Origin of the sequence: Winogradskyella sp. A3E31, assembly GCF_046720935.1 — a bacterium.
GTDB lineage: Bacteria > Bacteroidota > Bacteroidia > Flavobacteriales > Flavobacteriaceae > Winogradskyella.
The window spans coordinates 206,333-224,366 of record NZ_JBHNWH010000006.1 but is presented as its reverse complement, the minus strand read 5'-3'; the positions used below and the strand labels follow the sequence as shown (position 1 = coordinate 224,366).

18 protein-coding genes are annotated in these 18,034 nt (G+C 35.7%); 3 read left to right on the top strand and 15 right to left on the bottom strand.

Annotated elements, in window-relative coordinates; translation table 11 throughout:
* Positions 1-55: 55 nt before the first annotated feature.
* The 8 genes from ACFEMA_RS09455 to kynU form a co-directional block, all read right to left on the bottom strand.
* A complete protein-coding gene (locus ACFEMA_RS09455; protein WP_411767901.1) occupies positions 56-592 on the bottom strand; it encodes a 3-hydroxyanthranilate 3,4-dioxygenase in 537 nt (178 codons plus the stop codon).
* A 160-nt stretch (positions 593-752) separates the two neighbouring features.
* On the bottom strand, positions 753-1,535 hold the full coding sequence (locus ACFEMA_RS09450; RefSeq protein ID WP_411767900.1) for an SDR family oxidoreductase: 783 nt from the start codon (positions 1,533-1,535) through the stop codon (positions 753-755).
* Between the two features lie 123 nt (positions 1,536-1,658).
* Positions 1,659-3,098, bottom strand: coding sequence for an aldehyde dehydrogenase (locus tag ACFEMA_RS09445; protein WP_411767899.1), 1,440 nt, complete (start codon positions 3,096-3,098; stop codon positions 1,659-1,661).
* Positions 3,095-3,811, bottom strand: a complete 717-nt coding sequence (locus ACFEMA_RS09440) for a DUF6090 family protein (RefSeq protein ID WP_411767898.1) — start codon at positions 3,809-3,811, stop codon at positions 3,095-3,097. Before ACFEMA_RS09440 ends, ACFEMA_RS09445 begins: the two co-directional genes overlap by 4 nt.
* 79 nt (positions 3,812-3,890) lie before the next feature.
* Positions 3,891-4,658, bottom strand: a complete 768-nt coding sequence (locus tag ACFEMA_RS09435) for a DUF6090 family protein (RefSeq protein WP_411767897.1) — start codon at positions 4,656-4,658, stop codon at positions 3,891-3,893.
* A gap of 1 nt (position 4,659) precedes the next feature.
* A complete protein-coding gene (locus ACFEMA_RS09430; RefSeq protein WP_411767896.1) occupies positions 4,660-5,055 on the bottom strand; it encodes a RidA family protein in 396 nt (131 codons plus the stop codon).
* A 113-nt stretch (positions 5,056-5,168) separates the two neighbouring features.
* A complete protein-coding gene (locus tag ACFEMA_RS09425; protein ID WP_411767895.1) occupies positions 5,169-6,569 on the bottom strand; it encodes an FAD-dependent oxidoreductase in 1,401 nt (466 codons plus the stop codon).
* A gap of 71 nt (positions 6,570-6,640) precedes the next feature.
* Positions 6,641-7,918 (bottom strand): kynureninase, encoded by a 1,278-nt coding sequence (gene kynU, locus ACFEMA_RS09420; RefSeq protein WP_411767894.1) that lies wholly within the window; start codon positions 7,916-7,918, stop codon positions 6,641-6,643.
* A 118-nt stretch (positions 7,919-8,036) separates the two neighbouring features.
* On the opposite strand from kynU, the gene ACFEMA_RS09415 reads away from it, so the two are divergent.
* Positions 8,037-8,456, top strand: coding sequence for a (4Fe-4S)-binding protein (locus ACFEMA_RS09415; protein ID WP_411767893.1), 420 nt, complete (start codon positions 8,037-8,039; stop codon positions 8,454-8,456).
* Between the two features lie 110 nt (positions 8,457-8,566).
* On the opposite strand, the gene ACFEMA_RS09410 is transcribed toward ACFEMA_RS09415, so the two are convergent.
* Positions 8,567-9,268 carry a hypothetical protein gene (locus ACFEMA_RS09410; RefSeq protein ID WP_411767892.1) on the bottom strand — a complete coding sequence of 234 codons (702 nt, stop codon included), beginning with the start codon at positions 9,266-9,268 and terminating at the stop codon, positions 8,567-8,569.
* A 40-nt stretch (positions 9,269-9,308) separates the two neighbouring features.
* On the opposite strand from ACFEMA_RS09410, the gene ACFEMA_RS09405 reads away from it, so the two are divergent.
* Positions 9,309-10,106 (top strand): class I SAM-dependent methyltransferase, encoded by a 798-nt coding sequence (locus ACFEMA_RS09405; RefSeq protein ID WP_411767891.1) that lies wholly within the window; start codon positions 9,309-9,311, stop codon positions 10,104-10,106.
* Positions 10,107-10,152: 46 nt separating this feature from the next.
* Here ACFEMA_RS09405 and msrA read toward each other — a convergent pair whose 3' ends face one another.
* The 3 genes from msrA to ACFEMA_RS09390 all read right to left on the bottom strand — a co-directional run bounded on the left by msrA (position 10,153) and on the right by ACFEMA_RS09390 (position 12,828).
* The gene (gene msrA, locus ACFEMA_RS09400; RefSeq protein ID WP_411767890.1) at positions 10,153-10,818 is read right to left on the bottom strand and encodes a peptide-methionine (S)-S-oxide reductase MsrA; all 666 of its coding nucleotides are present in this window, start codon (positions 10,816-10,818) and stop codon (positions 10,153-10,155) included.
* Positions 10,819-10,948: 130 nt separating this feature from the next.
* Complete coding sequence (locus tag ACFEMA_RS09395; RefSeq protein ID WP_411767889.1) at positions 10,949-11,731, bottom strand: zinc ribbon domain-containing protein; 783 nt, start codon at positions 11,729-11,731, stop codon at positions 10,949-10,951.
* Positions 11,732-11,733: 2 nt separating this feature from the next.
* Entirely contained in the window at positions 11,734-12,828 is a 1,095-nt protein-coding gene (locus ACFEMA_RS09390; RefSeq protein ID WP_411767888.1) for a Nif3-like dinuclear metal center hexameric protein, read from the bottom strand.
* Positions 12,829-12,871: 43 nt separating this feature from the next.
* Here ACFEMA_RS09390 and lpxK point away from each other — a divergent pair, with 43 nt between their 5' ends.
* Positions 12,872-13,873: a tetraacyldisaccharide 4'-kinase gene (lpxK, locus tag ACFEMA_RS09385; RefSeq protein ID WP_411767887.1), complete on the top strand. Its 1,002-nt coding sequence runs from the start codon at positions 12,872-12,874 to the stop codon at positions 13,871-13,873.
* On the opposite strand, the gene ACFEMA_RS09380 is transcribed toward lpxK, so the two are convergent.
* Genes ACFEMA_RS09380 through lipA form a run of 3 tightly spaced genes read right to left on the bottom strand, consistent with a single transcriptional unit; the run spans position 13,856 to position 18,023 of the window.
* Entirely contained in the window at positions 13,856-16,105 is a 2,250-nt protein-coding gene (locus ACFEMA_RS09380) for an ATP-binding protein (protein ID WP_411767886.1), read from the bottom strand. The two genes, lpxK and ACFEMA_RS09380, sit on opposite strands and share 18 nt — an antisense overlap.
* Positions 16,106-16,134: 29 nt before the next feature.
* A complete protein-coding gene (gene gap / locus ACFEMA_RS09375) occupies positions 16,135-17,151 on the bottom strand; it encodes a type I glyceraldehyde-3-phosphate dehydrogenase (protein ID WP_411767885.1) in 1,017 nt (338 codons plus the stop codon).
* Positions 17,151-18,023 carry a lipoyl synthase gene (gene lipA, locus ACFEMA_RS09370; RefSeq protein WP_411767884.1) on the bottom strand — a complete coding sequence of 291 codons (873 nt, stop codon included), beginning with the start codon at positions 18,021-18,023 and terminating at the stop codon, positions 17,151-17,153. The genes gap and lipA overlap by 1 nt, the downstream gene beginning before the upstream one ends.
* Between the last annotated feature and the right edge of the window lie 11 nt (positions 18,024-18,034).

Genomic DNA, 18,034 nt, shown 5'->3' with positions numbered 1-18,034 from the left:
ATCTTTTTAATGTTAATATTCTTTCTGAGATTCCTGCCTTCGCAGGAATGACAAATTAATTTTCTATCTGTACCTTTTTGGGTGGCTCCATAACCTCACCACAATTTGGACATTTACGCTTATCGTTATCGGTATAATAATTATCGAAAATCTTTGGCATGTCCGTTTCTATATTATCCAAGGTGAAATCTTCTTCATAAAGCTTGGTCGTGCAGTTTTCACAAAACCATAATAAGGCATCTTTAACACCTTCTTCTCTCGGATATTCAATAACTAAACCAACGGTATTGGCACCGCGCTGTGGTGAATGTGGGATTTTAGGCGGCAGTAGAAAGATATCCCCTTCTTTAATATGAATGTCTTTTGGTTCACCATCATCAATAACCTTTAAGACGATATCGCCTTCAACCTGATAGAAAAACTCTGGTGTTTCATTATAATGATAATCTTTTCTACTGTTAGGTCCACCAACGACCATAACGATGAAGTCCCCATCTTTCCATACCACTTTGTTGCCTACAGGGGGTTTTAATAAATGTCTATTGTCTTCAATCCATTGCTTGAAGTTTACAGGTGGATGTAATTTGCTCATGATAAAAGCCCTTCCTAGCCTTCCTACTTCGACTGCGCTCAGCACAGGCTCGGGAAGGAACTCTTACTCGGGTGGATAAGAGTATTTCGTTATAAAACAATTTAAGCTTAAAGATAATAATATTAGAGTAACTTTTCCTTTCCTTTGGAAGGGATGGGCTTTAAAGACTTTTTGTCCGCCCGCCATCGACCGGAAGATTAATTCCATTGATGTAGGAAGCTCTTGCACTTGCTAAAAATGTGATGGCATCAGCAAGCTCCTCTGGTTTAGCAAAACGTTTGGCTGGTACGGCATTTTTCATAGCGTCGGCAGATTCTTCCTCTGTTTTGCCAGTTTTAGCTGATTTATTTTTAATGATTTCTGCTAAGCGTTCCGTGCCTGTGGCTCCTGGTAAAACGTTGTTGACTGTAATATTGAATTGCCCTAATTCATTAGCTAAAGTCTTACTCCAACTGGCCACAGCACCTCTAATGGTATTGCTAACACCAAGCCCATCAAGTGGTTGCTTTACTGATGTCGAAATCACATTGATAATACGTCCAAACCCTTCTTGTTTCATAAAAGGTACAAGTGTTTGAGCTAGAATATGGTTACATTTTAAATGCTGAGTAAAGGCATTTTCAAACTCTTCGAGCTTAGCTGAAAAAACAGGCCCTCCAGCTGGTCCACCCGTATTATTCACTAAAATATGAAAACCATGATTTTTAGAAATGTATTCTGAAACTTTAGTTTTTAGTGCATCAGGGTTAGAAAAATCAGCTACAATATAATCGTGTTGCCGTTGCTGAGGTAATTCTGATAGAACAGCTTTTAACTTTTCTTCATTTCTGGCAATTAGTGTGACAATTGTTCCCTCGGCAGCTAAAGCCATTGCAGTGGCTTTTCCAATGCCTGCGGTACTTCCGCATACCAGTGCGTATTTGTTGTTTAGTTCTAGATTCATAAGCCCATCCCAACCTTCCCAAAGGGAAGGAGTTTTATTATTAGTTCTATTTTGATATTTTTTTCAATTATAAATTCTAATCCCTAGCTAGTTTCTTCCCCTTGGGAAGACGGAAGAAGGGCTTTAATATTTTATACATACATTCTTAGCCTCTGTAAAAAAGCGTAAGGCTTCAAAACCACCTTCACGACCGACACCGCTTTCTTTCACCCCTCCAAAAGGTGTTCTAAGGTCGCGTAACATCCAGGTGTTTACCCAAACGATACCGGCTTCTAGCTCATTCGTCATGCGCATTGTGCGTTTTAAATCGTTGGTCCAAAGTGTTGCCGATAGTCCGTATTTTACTTCGTTTGCCATTTTTAAGACATCTTCCTCAGATTTAAAAGGCATTATGGTAACTACTGGTCCAAAGATTTCTTCCTGATTTACTCTGCAGTCGTCATTCTGCACCTCAATAACCGTTGGCTCTAAATAATAGCCATTTTCATAGCCTTCAACCTTGACTTCATTACCACCGCATAATATTTTTCCTCCTTCTTGTTTACCAATATTGATGTACTCCATTACTTTTTCAAAATGTGATTTTGATACTAATGCACCAATATTTGTATCTAAGTCTGAAGGATGGCCAACTTTAAGCTGCTTTACTTTTGCTACAAAGTCAGTTTTAAACGTATTATACATAGTTTCTTCAACAAAAATGCGACTACCACACAAACAAATCTGCCCTTGATTAGCAAAAGACGATCTTACTGTTGTATTGAGCATGTCTTCATAATCACAGTCTGCAAAAATGATGTTAGGGTTTTTTCCGCCGAGTTCTAGAGATAATTTTTTAAACATAGGTGCGGCTACTTTTGCAATGTGAGCACCTGTGGCTGTACCTCCTGTAAAACTAATAGCTTTAATATCTGGATGCTCAATAATAGATTGTCCTGTTGTAGTCCCTAAACCATGGACAATATTCAAAACCCCTTTTGGTAAGCCTGCTTCATTGCAAATTTCACCAAGTAAATAAGCTGTCATCGGTGTGACTTCACTTGGTTTAGCGACGACACAATTCCCTGCAGCGATGGCAGGTGCAATTTTCCAGGTAAATAAGTAGAGTGGTAAATTCCAAGGGCTGATACAGCCTACAACTCCAATAGGTTGACGTAAGGTGTAATTGATGGCATTTTGCCCAATACTTTCATGACTTTCACTCGCAAATTGGGTGATGGCATTGCCGAAAAATCTAAAGTTGCTTGCTGCTCTTGGAATATCAATAGCTTTTGCTAAGCTAATTGGTTTGCCGTTGTCTTTACTTTCTGCTTCGGTAAAACGGTCTAAATTTTTTTCTAATAATTCTGAAATCTTGATGAGAATACGACTGCGATCTTCTAATGTGGTTTTTGACCACTGTTTAAAAGCAGACTTTGCAGAAAGGTATCCATCCTCTACATCTTCTTTTGAAGAGTTTGGAATTTGCCCATAAATCTCTCCGTTTGAAGGATTGTAGTTGTCTATCCAACCATTGTTTTTCGGGTTTTGGAAGTTACCGTTTATGTAGTTTTTGATATTCACCTTAATTTTTTTTCTAAAGTTAATTCAATATTTTGTTTTAGTGTTTTAGCACTTTCTATTGATTCTACAGTCATAGTATCAAAGCCATTATAAACAGTTGCATAGATTTTTATGGACTCTATAAATCCACGATTATCTTTTAATTTTTCGAAATCAATCGGAATCATAATATTTCGATTGTATGTCTTATTGTAATGGCCTCCCTTGAACAAAAAGCGTGAATAATCTAAAATATAATGGTAAAAATCGTCCCGAAGTTCATTATATGCGCGATCTAAGTCTGGCAATTTAGATGTATAATACATACCTATTTCTGAACGTAGTTGGTTCTCAGAAATTAGATCCATTCCAATAGATGTTAAAGATTCATAACCACTAGTTTTTATATCAGGGTCTGGATAACCAAGTATTGATGTAAAGTGAATAATTAAAGAGTCGTGATATTGTTTGTTATTTTCTAGAACGTCAATTATAACTTTCAGTGATTTTTTTGATGAATTTAAGCCATTTATCTCGCGTGTTTTTATATCTGTCAGGTTTTTTATGTTGTTCTCTAAATCAGAAATTATTTCGTTTAGAGCATGTTCTTCCTTTTCTTTTGTTTTTTTGACTTCATTCCAATTATTAATCTGTAAAGCTATGAGAATACCAATAACCACAAGAACAATTTCGCCTATAGCGTATTTAAAGTACCTACCTGTTTTGTTTCTCATGAGTAATGATTTACGGATATGACGAAAGAATTTAATCACTTTGCGTTTATATAATTTTGGATGTTTATCAACACCTATTTTATTCAGTTTCCTTTAATATTGAATCTATTAATTTTTCAATTTCATTCACTCTACCTAAAGCTGAATTGACCCTATATAAATAATCATCTGTAATATTTTCAAATTCAATATCGTTAAAAATCTTGTATTTATCTATTGCCAATGATGAGCTTTCTTTCCAATTTAATGACCCATATTGATCAATATCCTTTAAGGCATAGTTTTTAGAGATATAGGGTATTAATCCATCATCAATCTTTAACTCTACCCTTTTAAAACTTACATCTAAACTTTTGAGTTCAGTTTGCCATTGGTATAGAAGAACTTTAAGGTTTTTGTTCTGAAGTAATTTTAATCGTCCTGATTGAATGAGATCATTTATAGTATTCTCACTTGGCCTAAATTCACCAGCTTCTAGCATCATAAATAAGAGGCTGTCAACATTACGTTGTCTAATAATGATTTCCGATTTATCAAAAAGATCCATTATAAGAAAACCTGCTTCTTTAGCTCCAATTGTTTCAAATCGTGTCACTTTGAGTAATTTCTTATTTTCAGAGAACTCATCATGTAGATTTTGAATGATGGAACCTTCTTCTAATTTGTCTTTTCGACTTTCATTCCAAGTATTGATTTGAAGCGCAATAAGAATACCAATCACTACAAGGATTATTTCTCCAATAGCATATTTAAAGTACCTGCCCGCCTTCGCTGAAGCTTCAGCGGACGAGCCTGTTTTGTTTTTCATGAGTAATGATTTACGGATATGGCGAAAGAATTTAATCATTCTATAAAGGCTTATAGGCCATCACCTTTATCTCAACAACCAAATCGGGATGCGGCAACTGGTGCACAGCGACAGTTGTTCTCGTTGGTCCAGTTTCCTTATCAAAAAATTCTGCATAGGCTCTGTTGTAATCTGCAAAGTCATTCATGTTTACCAAAAAGGAAGTGACATCTACGACGTCTTTTAAGGTAGCTCCTTCTTTAGCAAGGTTACGCTCAATGTTTTTTAGAACCTCTTGAGTTTGAGTATAGGCATTTAGCTTTTTTGTTCCCATTTCGTCAATAATGTCAACTCCAGCAATGGTATTATCTGTGCGTCTAGAACTTGTACCAGACACAAAAATAAAATCTCCTACACGTTTTGTGTGTGGGTATGCTCCTCTTGGTGTTACGTCCATAATAAAAAGCCCCTTTTAATTTCCCCAGAGGGGAAAAACTCAAAGCGGGAATTTGAGTTAAAATTATTAGTTTTATTTATTCCTTCCCTCAGGGAAGGTTAGGATGGGCTCTTTTATTTCATTCTAGCAACCCTATCATCTTCCAAAATCGCTTCAGTTTCTGTTTTAACTTTTTCTAAAATGTCTTTTATGTCATCTGATGTTGAAATAAGTCCATCTGCCAGCATATTCAAAATGGCCTTGTCCTGCGCTCTTCCTCTTAACATGGCTTCACGATATCCAATATGCTCATTAAAGGTAACCAAACTGTATTTGGATGAATATGCATCAGGAAAGTTTTTTTCTAAAGCCATTTCTATCTTTCGTTTCTCTTGGAAAATAGCCTGCCCTACATGGTCTTTCATTTCATGAAAGTTATCAATCGCTAGATCTGCAATAGCGTCTGTATCTTTTTTTCGTCGTTGTTCATAGGTTTTGAAAATGGTTTCCCAATCATTAAAGCCTTCATCTAAAACTTCATCAAATACCACTACGTCTTCAAAGGATGCATTCATTCCTTGTCCGTAGAAGGGTACAATGGCGTGGGCGGAATCACCCATTAATAAGGTGTTTCCTTTGTAATGCCAAGGGGAACATTTTACAGTTCCTAAAGGCGCAGTAGGATTTTCAAAAAAGTCATCAATGAGATTAGGCATCAGTTCCAAAGCATCTGGAAATTCTTTTTTAAAGAATTCCGTCACTCTTTCTGGAGTGGTTAGATTATTGAAATTATACTCACCTTCGTCATAACTTAAAAATAGTGTTACCGTAAAACTACCGTCTAAGTTTGGCAATGCAATAATCATAAAGTCACCACGAGGCCAAATGTGCAAAGCGTTTTTAAAGGTTTTATAGCCGCCATCTTTAGCTGGTAGAATACTCAGTTCTTTGTAACCATGGGTGAGGTAGTCTTGAGAAAAACTGAATAAAAATTTGCGCTCTAGATAGTAACTTCGTCTTAATGCGGATCCTGCGCCATCTGTAGCTATAATAGTATCTGCATCTTCTACAAATTCAGTTTTAGTGTCGTAATCCTTAAATAGGGCAGTGGTCTTTTCAAAATCGACACTCTGGCACGATTTGTTAAAATGTATTTTAACATTAGGGTGTTTTTCTGCCTCAGTAAGCAATAATGCATTAAGGTCTCCTCGAGAAATAGAATTGATAAATTCATGTTCTCGTCCACTGTAGTTAGACAGGACAGTATTGCCCTTTTTGTCGTGTAACATTCTACCATGCATTGGTATGCAGAGTGCTTTAACTTTATCTTCTATGCCCACCAATTTCATGCCCTTATTACCACGATCTGAAAAAGCTAAATTAATAGAGCGACCTGCTGAAATATCTGTTTTACGAAGGTCTGGTCGCATTTCGTAAACATTAACGTTATAGCCTCTTTGTCCTAGCCTGAGTGCGAGTAAGCTTCCGCAGAGTCCAGCTCCGATGATTAGTATGTTTTGTTTTTGTTCTTTCATTTATTTGTCATCCTGAACTTGATTCAGGATCTCACTTTTAATTGAGATTTAGCATCTTCCCTCTGAGAAGGCTAGGATGGGCTTTTAAGTATTGCTTTCAACTTTTCTACTATGTTATAAACATCTTGAAATGAATTATACAATGGTACTGGTGCACAGCGTATAACATCTGGTTCCCGCCAATCACTAATCACACCTACTTCCGTTAATTTTTCATGCAATCGTCTATCTGCATTTTTTACTTGGATAGATAATTGACAACCTCGCTCATTTGGATTTGTTGGGGTGATAATATGTATGCTATCATTATTCAATTCATTGATTAAAAACTCAAAATAGCCTGTGAGCTTTTTGGATTTTGCAATTAGAGTATCCATACCAGCTTCAGCAAACATATCTAAAGATGCTTTAATCGCGGCCATTGATAATATAGGAGGATTACTTAATTGCCATCCTTCAGCTCCTGGTAACATGTCAAAATCATCACGCATTTTAAAACGTGTTTCTTTATTGTGACTCCACCACCCAGTAAATCGGTTAAGCTCTTTATTGTAGGCATGTCTTTCGTGTACAAAAACACCACTTAAACTGCCTGGACCTGAATTCAAATATTTATAACTACACCATAAGGCAAAATCCGCACCTGAGTTATGGAGGTCTAAGTTGACATTCCCTGCACCATGGGCGCAATCAAAGCCAACGACACATCCGTGTTTATGACCTAATTCTGTAATGCGTTTTAAATCGAAAAATTGCCCGGTGTAATAATTGACACCACCAATCATTATTAGTGCAATCTCATCGCCATGCGCTTTTAAAATCGCTTCTAAATCTTCGTATCGTGCCAATTCTTCCTCTTCTCTAGAATTCCAGAGAATTAAACCTTCATTTTCATCGTAGCCATGATGCCGTAATTGTGATTCCACGGCATATTTGTCCGAAGGAAAAGCATCTCCTTCAATGACAATTTTATATCGTGAAGATGTTGGTTTGTAAAACGAAACCATCATCAGATGCAGATTAGTCGTGAGGGTATTCATTACCACAACTTCAATGGGTTTTGCACCAACAATATTGGCCATGTTTTCGGTCAACAATTCATGATAAGACAACCACGGATTTTTACCATGAACATGACCTTCGACACCCAATTCTGCCCAATCCTTTAGTTCTTGAGCTATATAAGCACTGGTTGATTTTGGTTGTAGGCCCAATGAATTGCCACATAAATAGACCACATCACTGCCGTCGGTATGCTTTGGAATATGAAATCGCTCTCTAAAGTGCGCTAAAGGGTCGTTTTGATCTTGTTCTTTGGCAAAATCGAGATCTGTTCTAAAGGTGGTCAATGAGTGAATGTGTTTCGGTTGCTAACAAAAATAAGAATTAAAGGTGAGGGGTTAAAGTTGTTTTTGCTGAAAGTGGATTCGTTTAATTTTATTTATCTTTAAAGAAAAGCATTTAAAAATGGGAAAAGCAAAAGAGTATAGTAATGGTGAAGTCACTGTGGTTTGGGAAGCTGAAAAGTGTATTCATTCCGGAATTTGTGTAAAGGGTTTGCCAGATGTTTTTCAGCCTAAAGAACGTCCTTGGATAAATATTGATGCTGCGTCAACTGATACTTTGGTTGGTCAAGTAAAGGAATGCCCAAGTGGCGCGCTAAGTTATTATATGAATTCTGAAAAAGACAAATCTCAACAATCTATGGAAACAAAAGTTGAAGTGACCGAAAATGGTCCATTATTGGTTTATGGGACTTTAAAGGTCGTAGATAAAGACGGAAACGAAGAAAAGAAGAATAGAACAACAGCCTTTTGTCGTTGTGGTTCATCACAAAACAAACCCTACTGTGACGGTGCGCATGTTAAAGAAGAGTTTAGAGGATAAAAAAAGCGCCTTTTAATAAAGACGCTCTAGGATATATATAGACGCAAATGCGGAAATTTTATAGATATACGCATTGAGTCGTTTATTTGGATGTTACCCTTACAATTTTCCTATTTAAATGTCACATTAACGTTAGTAAAATTTAAGTTCCAACCAGCAGCTTCAGCCATTTTATGTTCTAATGCAAGTATCACCCCATTATAATCTCTGTAGCTTTCAAAAGTTGTACTCATGGTAGGTTCTTTTGAATTTCCTCGTCTAAACGTCCATTCTCTTATCACAAAACTGTCATCATAAAAAACATCATAGGCATCACCAGGTGTATAGCCACCACTGTCACTTGGATAGGTTAAGGTGATTTTATTCATAGAATTTTTGCTAACTGGAGCTTCCGCCTTAGACGGTTCAGAAATTGTAGCTGAGGAGTCCCAAACCAATTGAAAAGGAACCATTAACCAGTATTTATCGTTGATAAACGCTCTGTCAATAGTCATCGTTGTGCTGTCCACATCACTTCTTAAATAACTTATGGTTTCGTCTTCTTTAAAACGGGTAACTTCATTTGTGTTGGGATTCCATTTCCATATACGCTCGTTACCTTCTTTACTTTCCGTGTCAACTTGAAAGGTAAAATCAATAGATTTTACGTTTTCCCAGTGTTCAAAACCGTGTGCATTGGCAATTTTTTGGGCTATTGATACTTCTTCGGTGTCTTGTTCAATATCTTGAATCTCAACTTCCTCTTTAGTTGTGTCATCTTTACAAGAGGTTATAAGAAAAAGTGCTAGTAATACAATTGGTAAGGCTTTCATGATTAAAAGTTGATTATTTTAGTAACAAATTTAAGGAACAATGAGTGATTTGAATCAATATTTTAAGGTTAATAAAGAGACTTGGAATAAGAAGGTGGCTATACATGCTAAAAGTGATATGTATAATATGGATGCTTTTACATCGGGTCAGTCCTCATTAATGCCTTATGAATTGAAGGCCCTTAATGATGTTATAGAAAAATCACTACTGCATTTACAATGTCATTTTGGGCAAGATACCTTAAGTTGGAGTAGGATGGGAGCCAAATGCACAGGTGTAGATATTAGCGATGAAGCGATTACTCTTGCAAGACAGTTAAATGATGACTTAAAGGAAGATGCCACATTTGTGTGTTGTAATGTTTTGGATACCTCTAAACATGTTTCGGAAACATTTGATATTGTTTTTACAAGCTACGGAACTATTGGATGGTTGCCAGATTTAAAGCCTTGGGCGAAAATGATTTTTGAACGTTTAAAACCCGGTGGTATATTTTACATTGTCGAATTTCATCCTATTTTGTGGATGTTCGATTATACCGATAATAAAGCAGAATTAAAATACCATTATAACCAGAGCGAAGTCATTTATGAAGAATATGAAGGGACTTATGCCGACACGTCTTCAAAGATGATTAGTAAAGAATATGGTTGGAACCATGGGTTGGCAGATGTCATCAATGCTTTAATTGAAGCGGGATTAAAAATTGAATATATTAATGAATATGATGAAAGTCCTTATGATGTGTTTCCAGATTTAATAAAATCTGATACTGGCATGTATGTAATGAAAGATCAATTGTTTCCTATGATTTTTGAAATTAAGGCTACTAAATAAAAGTAAAGACCTACAAGGTTTTTAAAACCTTGTAGGTCAATATAATTTAATGTTTTTCTCCTTCTTTTAAGAGTTCCGGAAACTTAGCCTTAAACCGATTTAATCTTGGTACGGACACATTCCTTATATAACCTTGATTAGGATTACGTTTTTCATAATTTTGATGATAACCTTCGGCAACCCAGAATTTTTGGAATGGATAAACTTCAGCAGCAATGTCCTCATTCAGTTTTTTGGTTAAGTCAGATTTCTTTTGCTCAATAATCTTCTTTTGCTCATCATTCTGATAAAAAATAATGGATCTATACTGTGGACCTCTATCTGGGCCTTGACCATTGACTTGCGTGGGATTTTGCGATCCAAAATAGACGTCCACTAATTCAGAAAAACTAATCATATTAGGGTTGTAAATAACTTCTACTGCCTCCGCGTGTCCGGTTCTACCTGTGTTACTAGATTCATAAGTTGGGCTTTTGGTAAAGCCTCCGGAATAGCCGCTGATAACTTCGTCAACTCCTTTGACGCTCTCATAAATAGCTTCAACACACCAAAAACAACCAGACGCAAAATACGCTTTTGCTAAGCCATTTTCCATTGGTACTTCAATCGGATCGGCATTTATAACAGCCTGTTGTTTAGGGTTTATATTTTGTGCGGTGTTATTGCAACTGAAGAGTAGTGCAATAGTTAGTAGTGTCAATATTTTTTTCATCTTATCTTGATTTTTCTTTTTTCTATAGTCGTATAAAACTACAATTCCTTAACACCAATTATTTTAAAGTTTTACTAAATAAAAAAGCCCTTACAACTTGTAAGGGCTTTAAAAATCTATATTTTCAGTGTTATTGCAACTTTGCAAATAACTTATCCATTTTAGCTTTTTCTTCTTCGGCTAATTGGGCATCGACTAAGATACGTCCACTATGTTCATCGGTAATTACTTTTTTGCGTGATGCAATTTCTACCTGTACTTGTGGTGGAATGGTGAAGAAAGATCCTCCAGATGCACCTCTTTCAATCGGCACAACAGCTAAACCGTTTTTCACGTTATTTCTAATACGCATATAGGCTTTTACCAAACGCTCTTCAATTTTCTTTTGAAATTCTTCTGACTTATCAATTAAGGCTTTTTCTTCCTTTTCAGTCTCTTTTAAGATTTCGTTCAGTTCGCCTTTTTTATGCTTTAGATGTGCGTTTTTGTCTTTTAAACGCTCTTTAGTTTCAGAAATAACTTCTTTCTTTTGCTCAATTTGAGCCTTAAATTCCTTAATGTGCTTTTCAGCCAATTGAATCTCTAATTCCTGAAACTCAACCTCTTTAGTTAAAGAGTTATATTCTCTGTTATTTCTAACATTTTTTTGTTGTTCAGAATATTTTCCGATCAGTGCTTTAGACTCTTCGATTAAGTTCTTTTTAGACTTAATTTCTTCATCAATCATATCGAGACTATCATTCAGCTTTTCTAAACGCTTAGTTAAGCCTTCAACTTCGTCTTCTAAATCTCTTACTTCTAGTGGAAGCTCACCTCTGACATTTCTTATTTCGTCTACTCTTGAGTCAATTAATTGTAAATCGTATAATGCTCTTAACCGCTCTTCAACAGAAACTTCAGCTTTTTTTGCCATAATTATAAATACTTTACCGGATTTGTATTTGTGTTTGATAAAATGACTGCAAAATTAGTAATTTTTTTTGAGAGATAGTCTACTAAAAACGATTTTGTGAACTGTTCACTTTCATAATGTCCAATGTCCGCTACAATGATATCATTTTCGGCTGAAAAAAACTCGTGGTATTTTAGGTCTGCCGTGATGAGAATATCTGCCCCAGCTGCTTTTGCAGCTCCGATAGCAAATGCTCCAGAACCACCAAGAACAGCCACCTTTTTAATAGAATCTTTTACTAAAGTTGAATGTCTTATAATTGAAGCATTCATTTTAGACTTCGCACCTTCGAGAAAAGTTTTAGTATCTATGGACTCTGGTAATTCTCCATACATGCCCAAGCCAATATGTTGATTTTTGTTGTTTAATGTCGTTATTTCATAAGCAACCTCTTCGTAGGGATGATTTTCGAACAAGGTTTTCAGCAATTTTGACTCGAGATGTTTTTGAAACGTAATGCCTATTTTAATTTCGTTTTCTTCTTGGAGTTCACCCTTATTGCCAATGACAGGATTTGAATCCTCGTTTCCTTTGAATGTACCGATACCCTCGACATTAAAGCTACAGTTACTGTAGTTGCCAATATTGCCACCACCAGCTTCAAATAATACAATTCTTAATTTTTCAGCATGAGTTTTGGGTACAAAAGTGGTCAGTTTTTTTATGGTGCTTTCCTGAGGTATAAGAATACGCTTATTTTTTAGCCCAAGCTTATCACAAATGATAGAGTTTACACCAGTGAAGGCGTTATCCAAAGCGGTATGAATTGCATAAATACTGATATCATTCTGAATGGCTTTAATTACAACACGTTCAACATAGGTTTTGCCAGTCAATTTTTTTAAACCCTTAAAAATAATTGGATGAAAGCTGACAATGAGATTGCAATTTTTTTCAATAGCTTCATCCACAACTGCTTCGATAGTATCTAAGGTTATCAATATACCTGAAACCTCCTGATTTTTATTGCCAACCAAAAGCCCCACATTGTCAAAATCCTCAGCATAGCTTAATGGAGCTAGATCTTGTAAATGCTCAATAACGTCTTGTACAACCATAAATTCTGTGTTTGTTCCAAAGATATATATTACTTTCGTTATTGTGAAAGTTGTAAGAATCCTTTTGTTTCCTATCGTGCCAATCTACTTTGTGGTAACATGGTTGCGTAATAAGTTGTATGACTATGGGCTTAAATCTTCTAAGTCCTACGATTTCCCTGTGGTATGTGTTGGTAATTTAAGTACCGGAGGTACAGGAAAAACCCCGATGATAGAATATTTAATAGGTTTATTAAAATCAGAATGTAAGATGGCAACCTTAAGTAGGGGCTATAAAAGAAGTACTACTGGTTTTGTATTGGCGGATGAAAATGCATCAGCCCAAAGTATTGGAGATGAACCTTTTCAGTTTTATAAAAAATTTCCTCAAGTTACTGTAGCTGTTGATGAAAACCGGCAACATGGTATTCAATGCCTGATTGATAACACACCAAAGCCTGATGTCATTTTGTTGGACGATGCTTTTCAACATAGAAAAGTAAAAGCAGGATTAAACATTTTACTAACGGCATATAATAACTTATATACAAGTGATTTTGTATTGCCAACGGGTAATTTAAGGGAACCAAGATCTGGCGCTAAACGTGCGGATATCATTGTTGTAACAAAATGTCCTGGTAACCTTAAAGATGATGAAAAAAACCGTTTAAAAAATAGTATTAAACCAAAGGGATACCAATCTTTATTTTTTAGCAGTATAGTGTATTCGGATATTATATTTTCTAACTCTTCTCAATTAGAATTAAGGTTGGTGGGATATTTTACGTTAGTTACAGGGGTTGCTAATCCAAAACCATTAGTAGAGTATCTTAAATCCATGAATTTAGATTTTGAACATATTAAGTACGATGACCATTATCAGTTTGAGGATTCGGATATAGAAGAATTAGAATCGAAGGAGTTGATTATAACAACAGAAAAGGACTATGTCCGTTTGGAAAACAAAGAGGGGCTTAAAAACAAGCTGTATTATTTGCCAATTAAATTTTCAATAGACAGGGAAGAAGAATTTAGAAAATTAATTTTTTCAAGAATTAATAGGTAATACGGTTGCTGAATTCTCACCAGACAGAGCTTCATATAATTTTTTCTCAAAGTCTTCTTGTTTAAAAGGTTTTGAGATTATATCATCAAAGCCAGCTTCGTCGAATTCGTGCATCTTATCTTCAAGTGTCACAGCAGTCAAAGCAAAAATGGTTATTTCCTTGTCAAAAGCTCTAATACGTTTAGTTGCCTCTAATCCACTAATACCAGGCATGTGAATATCCATTAAAATAACACTGTATTCTGTGTTTTTAACTTTTTCAACGGCATCTTCACCATTATCTACAACATCACAGTGTAATCCCATTTTGTTGAGAATCTTTTTGGTAATCATCTGATTGATTTTGTTGTCCTCTACAACTAAAATCTTAATACTACTTAAATCCAATTTCTTAAAGTTTTTAGTGTGTTCGCTAACTACTGGTTTTTCAACCTTTGGTTCTGAGTAGGTCAGTGGTAACTCAAAATAGAACGTGGTTCCTTGTCCAAGTTCACTTTTAAGTCCAACTTCTCCTTTTAGTATCTGAATTAGCCCTTTAACAATTGAAAGACCTAACCCTGTACCACCGTATTTACGATTTATTTGAACAGAGCCTTGAGAAAAACTGTCGAACATGTTCTCTTGCTTTTCTTTTGAAATTCCGATTCCGTTATCTTCAATTTCAAATTTAATACGGTATTTATCTCCTTTTTGTGAGATTTTAAATACGCGTATCCAGATGTCTCCGTCTTTAGTAAATTTAATAGCATTACCTAAAAGGTTAATTAAGATTTGGGAAATTTTTAATTGATCCCCAAGGTAGGTTTCGGGGATTGATTTATCATAATCTGTATGAATTTTTGTATTGTTATCTGCGGCTGAGTTGCTAAGAGCAGCAACAACATTATCTATTTTATTCTTTAAATTGAATTGCTCTGGGTCTAGCTCTACTTTATTTGCTTCAATTTTATTGATTTGAAGGATGTCATTTATAAATGTCAACAAATAATCACCCGAAAACTTTAAAGATTTTAAATGTGGAATTTGATTCTCCTTTGGCTTTTCCTCTAAAAGCATATTCGTTAACCCAGTAACTGCATATAGCGGTGTTCTTAGCTCATGGGTAACTGTAGACAAGAAATTTGCTTTTGTTTTTGAAGCTAATTCTGCTTTTTCCTTTGCTACAATAAGTTCATCGTTCTTTTTTTGAAGCATATTATTAGTGCGCAGACGAATGTTATTGTTCTTGTACAATGAAAGTGTCAGTAAAGACAGAATTGTAATTAACGAAATACTTAATATCGTAGTAATCCTTGCTAAATTACTATCAGCATCAGCTTCATCAATTTGTTGTTTCAAATCTTTATTTTCTGCATTTTTGTAGGCGTATAAATGCTGATTTTGTGCCCGCATTTCGGGTGTTAAATTTTCTCTCTGAATGTTAAGTAAAGAATCTGATAGTTGAATGTGCTTGTTCAAATATAAATTGGCTTCTTTGAAATTTTCCTGTTTTTGATAGATGGAGCTAAGTGTTAGATACGCATCATTTACAGCTTCTTGATTATCTATGGAAATTGCTATGCCTAAACCTTCTTGGGCCTGAGTTAACCCTAAGTCCGTGTTGTTCAGTTCAGCAGAAACTCTTGCATTTAAGATCAGAGCATTACTCAAAATTCGTTTTTGATCATATTTTTTTGATATGACTATTGCTCTTTCTAATTTCTCCTTAGAAGCGGTGTAGTTATTCTGTTTACAATAGACGCGAGCTTCATTTAGAGCCACTTCAGAGATGTATTGTTCCAAGTCATTTTCTTCAAAATGCGTTGTTGCAGATTTAAAATAATCTAAAGCTGTAACATATTCACCACGACTGCTGTGTAAATACCCTTGAATATTATGAGTAAGAGCTAAATTTGCATAATCTTTAATATCTCTTTGTATCTGTGCAGCTCTAGTTAATGATAACAGTGCATTATCTGGTTCATCAATAAAAAAATGGAGTTTGGCTAATTTGGTATAAATTAAGCCTTCATTTTTACGGTCATCAATGGATTTAGCTATATCTTTTGCTGTTTCGAGATGATCCTTTGCATTGTAGTAATCACCGCGATCACTTTCAATCTTAGCAAGTTCCATAAGATTTGAAAGCTCAAAAGCAAGCTCCTCTTTATCCTGATTGGTACTGTTTTGTGCCATGGATAAAGAGCTAAGAAGTATTAAAACAGCATATATGCAGCGTTTGATTGGGGACATCTAAGCGTAATTTATAAAAACAAATATAATTATTTATTCGATAAAAAGCTGTTTTTATCCGATAAATTGCAAATTAAATCTAAAATTCTACTGGAATAGCCCGTTTCATTATCGTACCAACCAATGATTTTCACCATGTTTCCAATAACGGATGTCATTTGTGAATCAAAGATGCAAGAATGTGGATTTCCTACAATATCAATAGAAACGATCGGGTCTTCGGTATATTGAAGTATACCTTTTAAATAGGTTTCTGAAGCTTTTCTGAAAATTGAATTGACTTCCTCAATAGTAGTGGTTTTCTTAACATTAAAGGTAATATCTGTTAAAGATCCATTGGCTACAGGTACTCTAATGCCACAACCGCCAATTACGTTAGATAAATGAGGGAAAATTTTAGTCAGCGCCTTTGCGGCTCCAGTAGTTGTTGGCACAATCGATTGCCCAGCAGCTCTAGCCCTTCTAAGATCCCGATGTGGTTGATCGTGAAGGCTTTGATCAGAAGTGTAGGAATGTACCGTGGTAATATAAGCTTGTTCAACCCCAAAATGTTTGTCCATAATGGCAATCATTGGAGCAGCGTTATTTGTGGTGCAAGAGGCATTGGAAATTATAGTTTCTGTACCACTTAAAGTTAATTCGTTTACTCCTAGTACAACTGTTTCTATATCATCTTCTATTGGTGGAACGGACAGAACAACACGCTTAGCCCCATTTTTGATATGATATTCTATTTCTCCATGAGTTTTGAATTTCCCTGTCGCTTCAACCACAAAGTCTGGTTGATATTGTTCCCAGTCAATTTTAGTAATATCCTTTTCGTTAAGAAGTGGAAAAGTATCAGAATTAATGATAATTGCACTTTCAGAGTGACTTACATCCTGGGAAAGAACACCATGAATACTATCGTATTTTAAGAGATGACTCAGGGTTTTTGCATCTGCAGTGTCATTTATAGCTACAATCTTAATATTAGGATGTTTAAGAGCTAGTCTAAATACTCGTCTACCAATACGGCCAAACCCATTGATGGCAACCCTAATCATTAGTTAATGTGCTTTTGAGCTTTGTAAGAAGATCTTACTAGGGCACTACTTTCTACATGTCTAAACCCAAGGTCCAAACCAATTTCTTTATACTCTTCAAATTGATCTGGAGTGATAAACTGTTTTACCGGAAGGTGTTTTTTACTTGGTTGAAGATACTGGCCAATAGTTACAACATCCACATCCTGAGCTCTTAAATCATGTAAGGTTTCAATAACTTCTTCCCGTTGTTCACCCAAACCAAGCATAATTCCTGATTTTGTTCGTCTTTGCCCTTGATCCTTTAGATATTTTAAAACGCCCATACTTCTATCGTATTTAGCCTGTATGCGTACCTCTCTAGTTAATCGTCTAACTGTTTCGATGTTATGAGATACAACTTCTGGAGCTACATCTATAACGCGGTCAATGTGCTTTTCGACACCTTGAAAATCTGGAATCAAGGTTTCAAGGGTTGTAGTCGGGTTCATACGACGTACGGCTTTAACCGTCTCAGCCCACATAATGCTTCCCATATCCTTTAGGTCATCTCTATCAACACTCGTTAAAACGGCATGCTTAATCTGCATTATTTTAATGGATCGCGCTACTTTTTCAGGTTCATCCCAATCTACAGTTTCTGGTCTTCCAGTTTTTACCCCACAGAATCCACAAGATCTGGTACAGATGTTTCCTAGAATCATAAAAGTAGCAGTACCTTCTCCCCAACATTCACCCATATTAGGGCAGCTTCCTGACGTACATATAGTATTAAGATTGTACTTATCAACAAGCCCTCTAAGTTCTGTGTACTTCTTGCCGGTAGGCAGTTTTACACGTAGCCATTTTGGTTTGCGTTCTGGTAAAGTATTTGAAGCTGTTGCTGTTTCCATTAATTAGAAAT

Coding starts and splice junctions, on each gene's coding strand:
- ACFEMA_RS09455 (WP_411767901.1), bottom strand. CDS start 592: ATGAGCAAATTACATCCACCTGTAAACTTCAAGCAATGGATTGAAGAC.
- ACFEMA_RS09450 (WP_411767900.1), bottom strand. CDS start 1,535: ATGAATCTAGAACTAAACAACAAATACGCACTGGTATGCGGAAGTACC.
- ACFEMA_RS09440 (WP_411767898.1), bottom strand. CDS start 3,811: ATGAGAAACAAAACAGGTAGGTACTTTAAATACGCTATAGGCGAAATT.
- ACFEMA_RS09435 (WP_411767897.1), bottom strand. CDS start 4,658: ATGATTAAATTCTTTCGCCATATCCGTAAATCATTACTCATGAAAAAC.
- ACFEMA_RS09430 (WP_411767896.1), bottom strand. CDS start 5,055: ATGGACGTAACACCAAGAGGAGCATACCCACACACAAAACGTGTAGGA.
- ACFEMA_RS09425 (WP_411767895.1), bottom strand. CDS start 6,569: ATGAAAGAACAAAAACAAAACATACTAATCATCGGAGCTGGACTCTGC.
- ACFEMA_RS09415 (WP_411767893.1), top strand. CDS start 8,037: ATGGGAAAAGCAAAAGAGTATAGTAATGGTGAAGTCACTGTGGTTTGG.
- ACFEMA_RS09410 (WP_411767892.1), bottom strand. CDS start 9,268: ATGAAAGCCTTACCAATTGTATTACTAGCACTTTTTCTTATAACCTCT.
- ACFEMA_RS09405 (WP_411767891.1), top strand. CDS start 9,309: ATGAGTGATTTGAATCAATATTTTAAGGTTAATAAAGAGACTTGGAAT.
- msrA (WP_411767890.1), bottom strand. CDS start 10,818: ATGAAAAAAATATTGACACTACTAACTATTGCACTACTCTTCAGTTGC.
- ACFEMA_RS09395 (WP_411767889.1), bottom strand. CDS start 11,731: ATGGCAAAAAAAGCTGAAGTTTCTGTTGAAGAGCGGTTAAGAGCATTA.
- ACFEMA_RS09390 (WP_411767888.1), bottom strand. CDS start 12,828: ATGGTTGTACAAGACGTTATTGAGCATTTACAAGATCTAGCTCCATTA.
- ACFEMA_RS09380 (WP_411767886.1), bottom strand. CDS start 16,105: ATGTCCCCAATCAAACGCTGCATATATGCTGTTTTAATACTTCTTAGC.
- gap (WP_411767885.1), bottom strand. CDS start 17,151: ATGATTAGGGTTGCCATCAATGGGTTTGGCCGTATTGGTAGACGAGTA.
- lipA (WP_411767884.1), bottom strand. CDS start 18,023: ATGGAAACAGCAACAGCTTCAAATACTTTACCAGAACGCAAACCAAAA.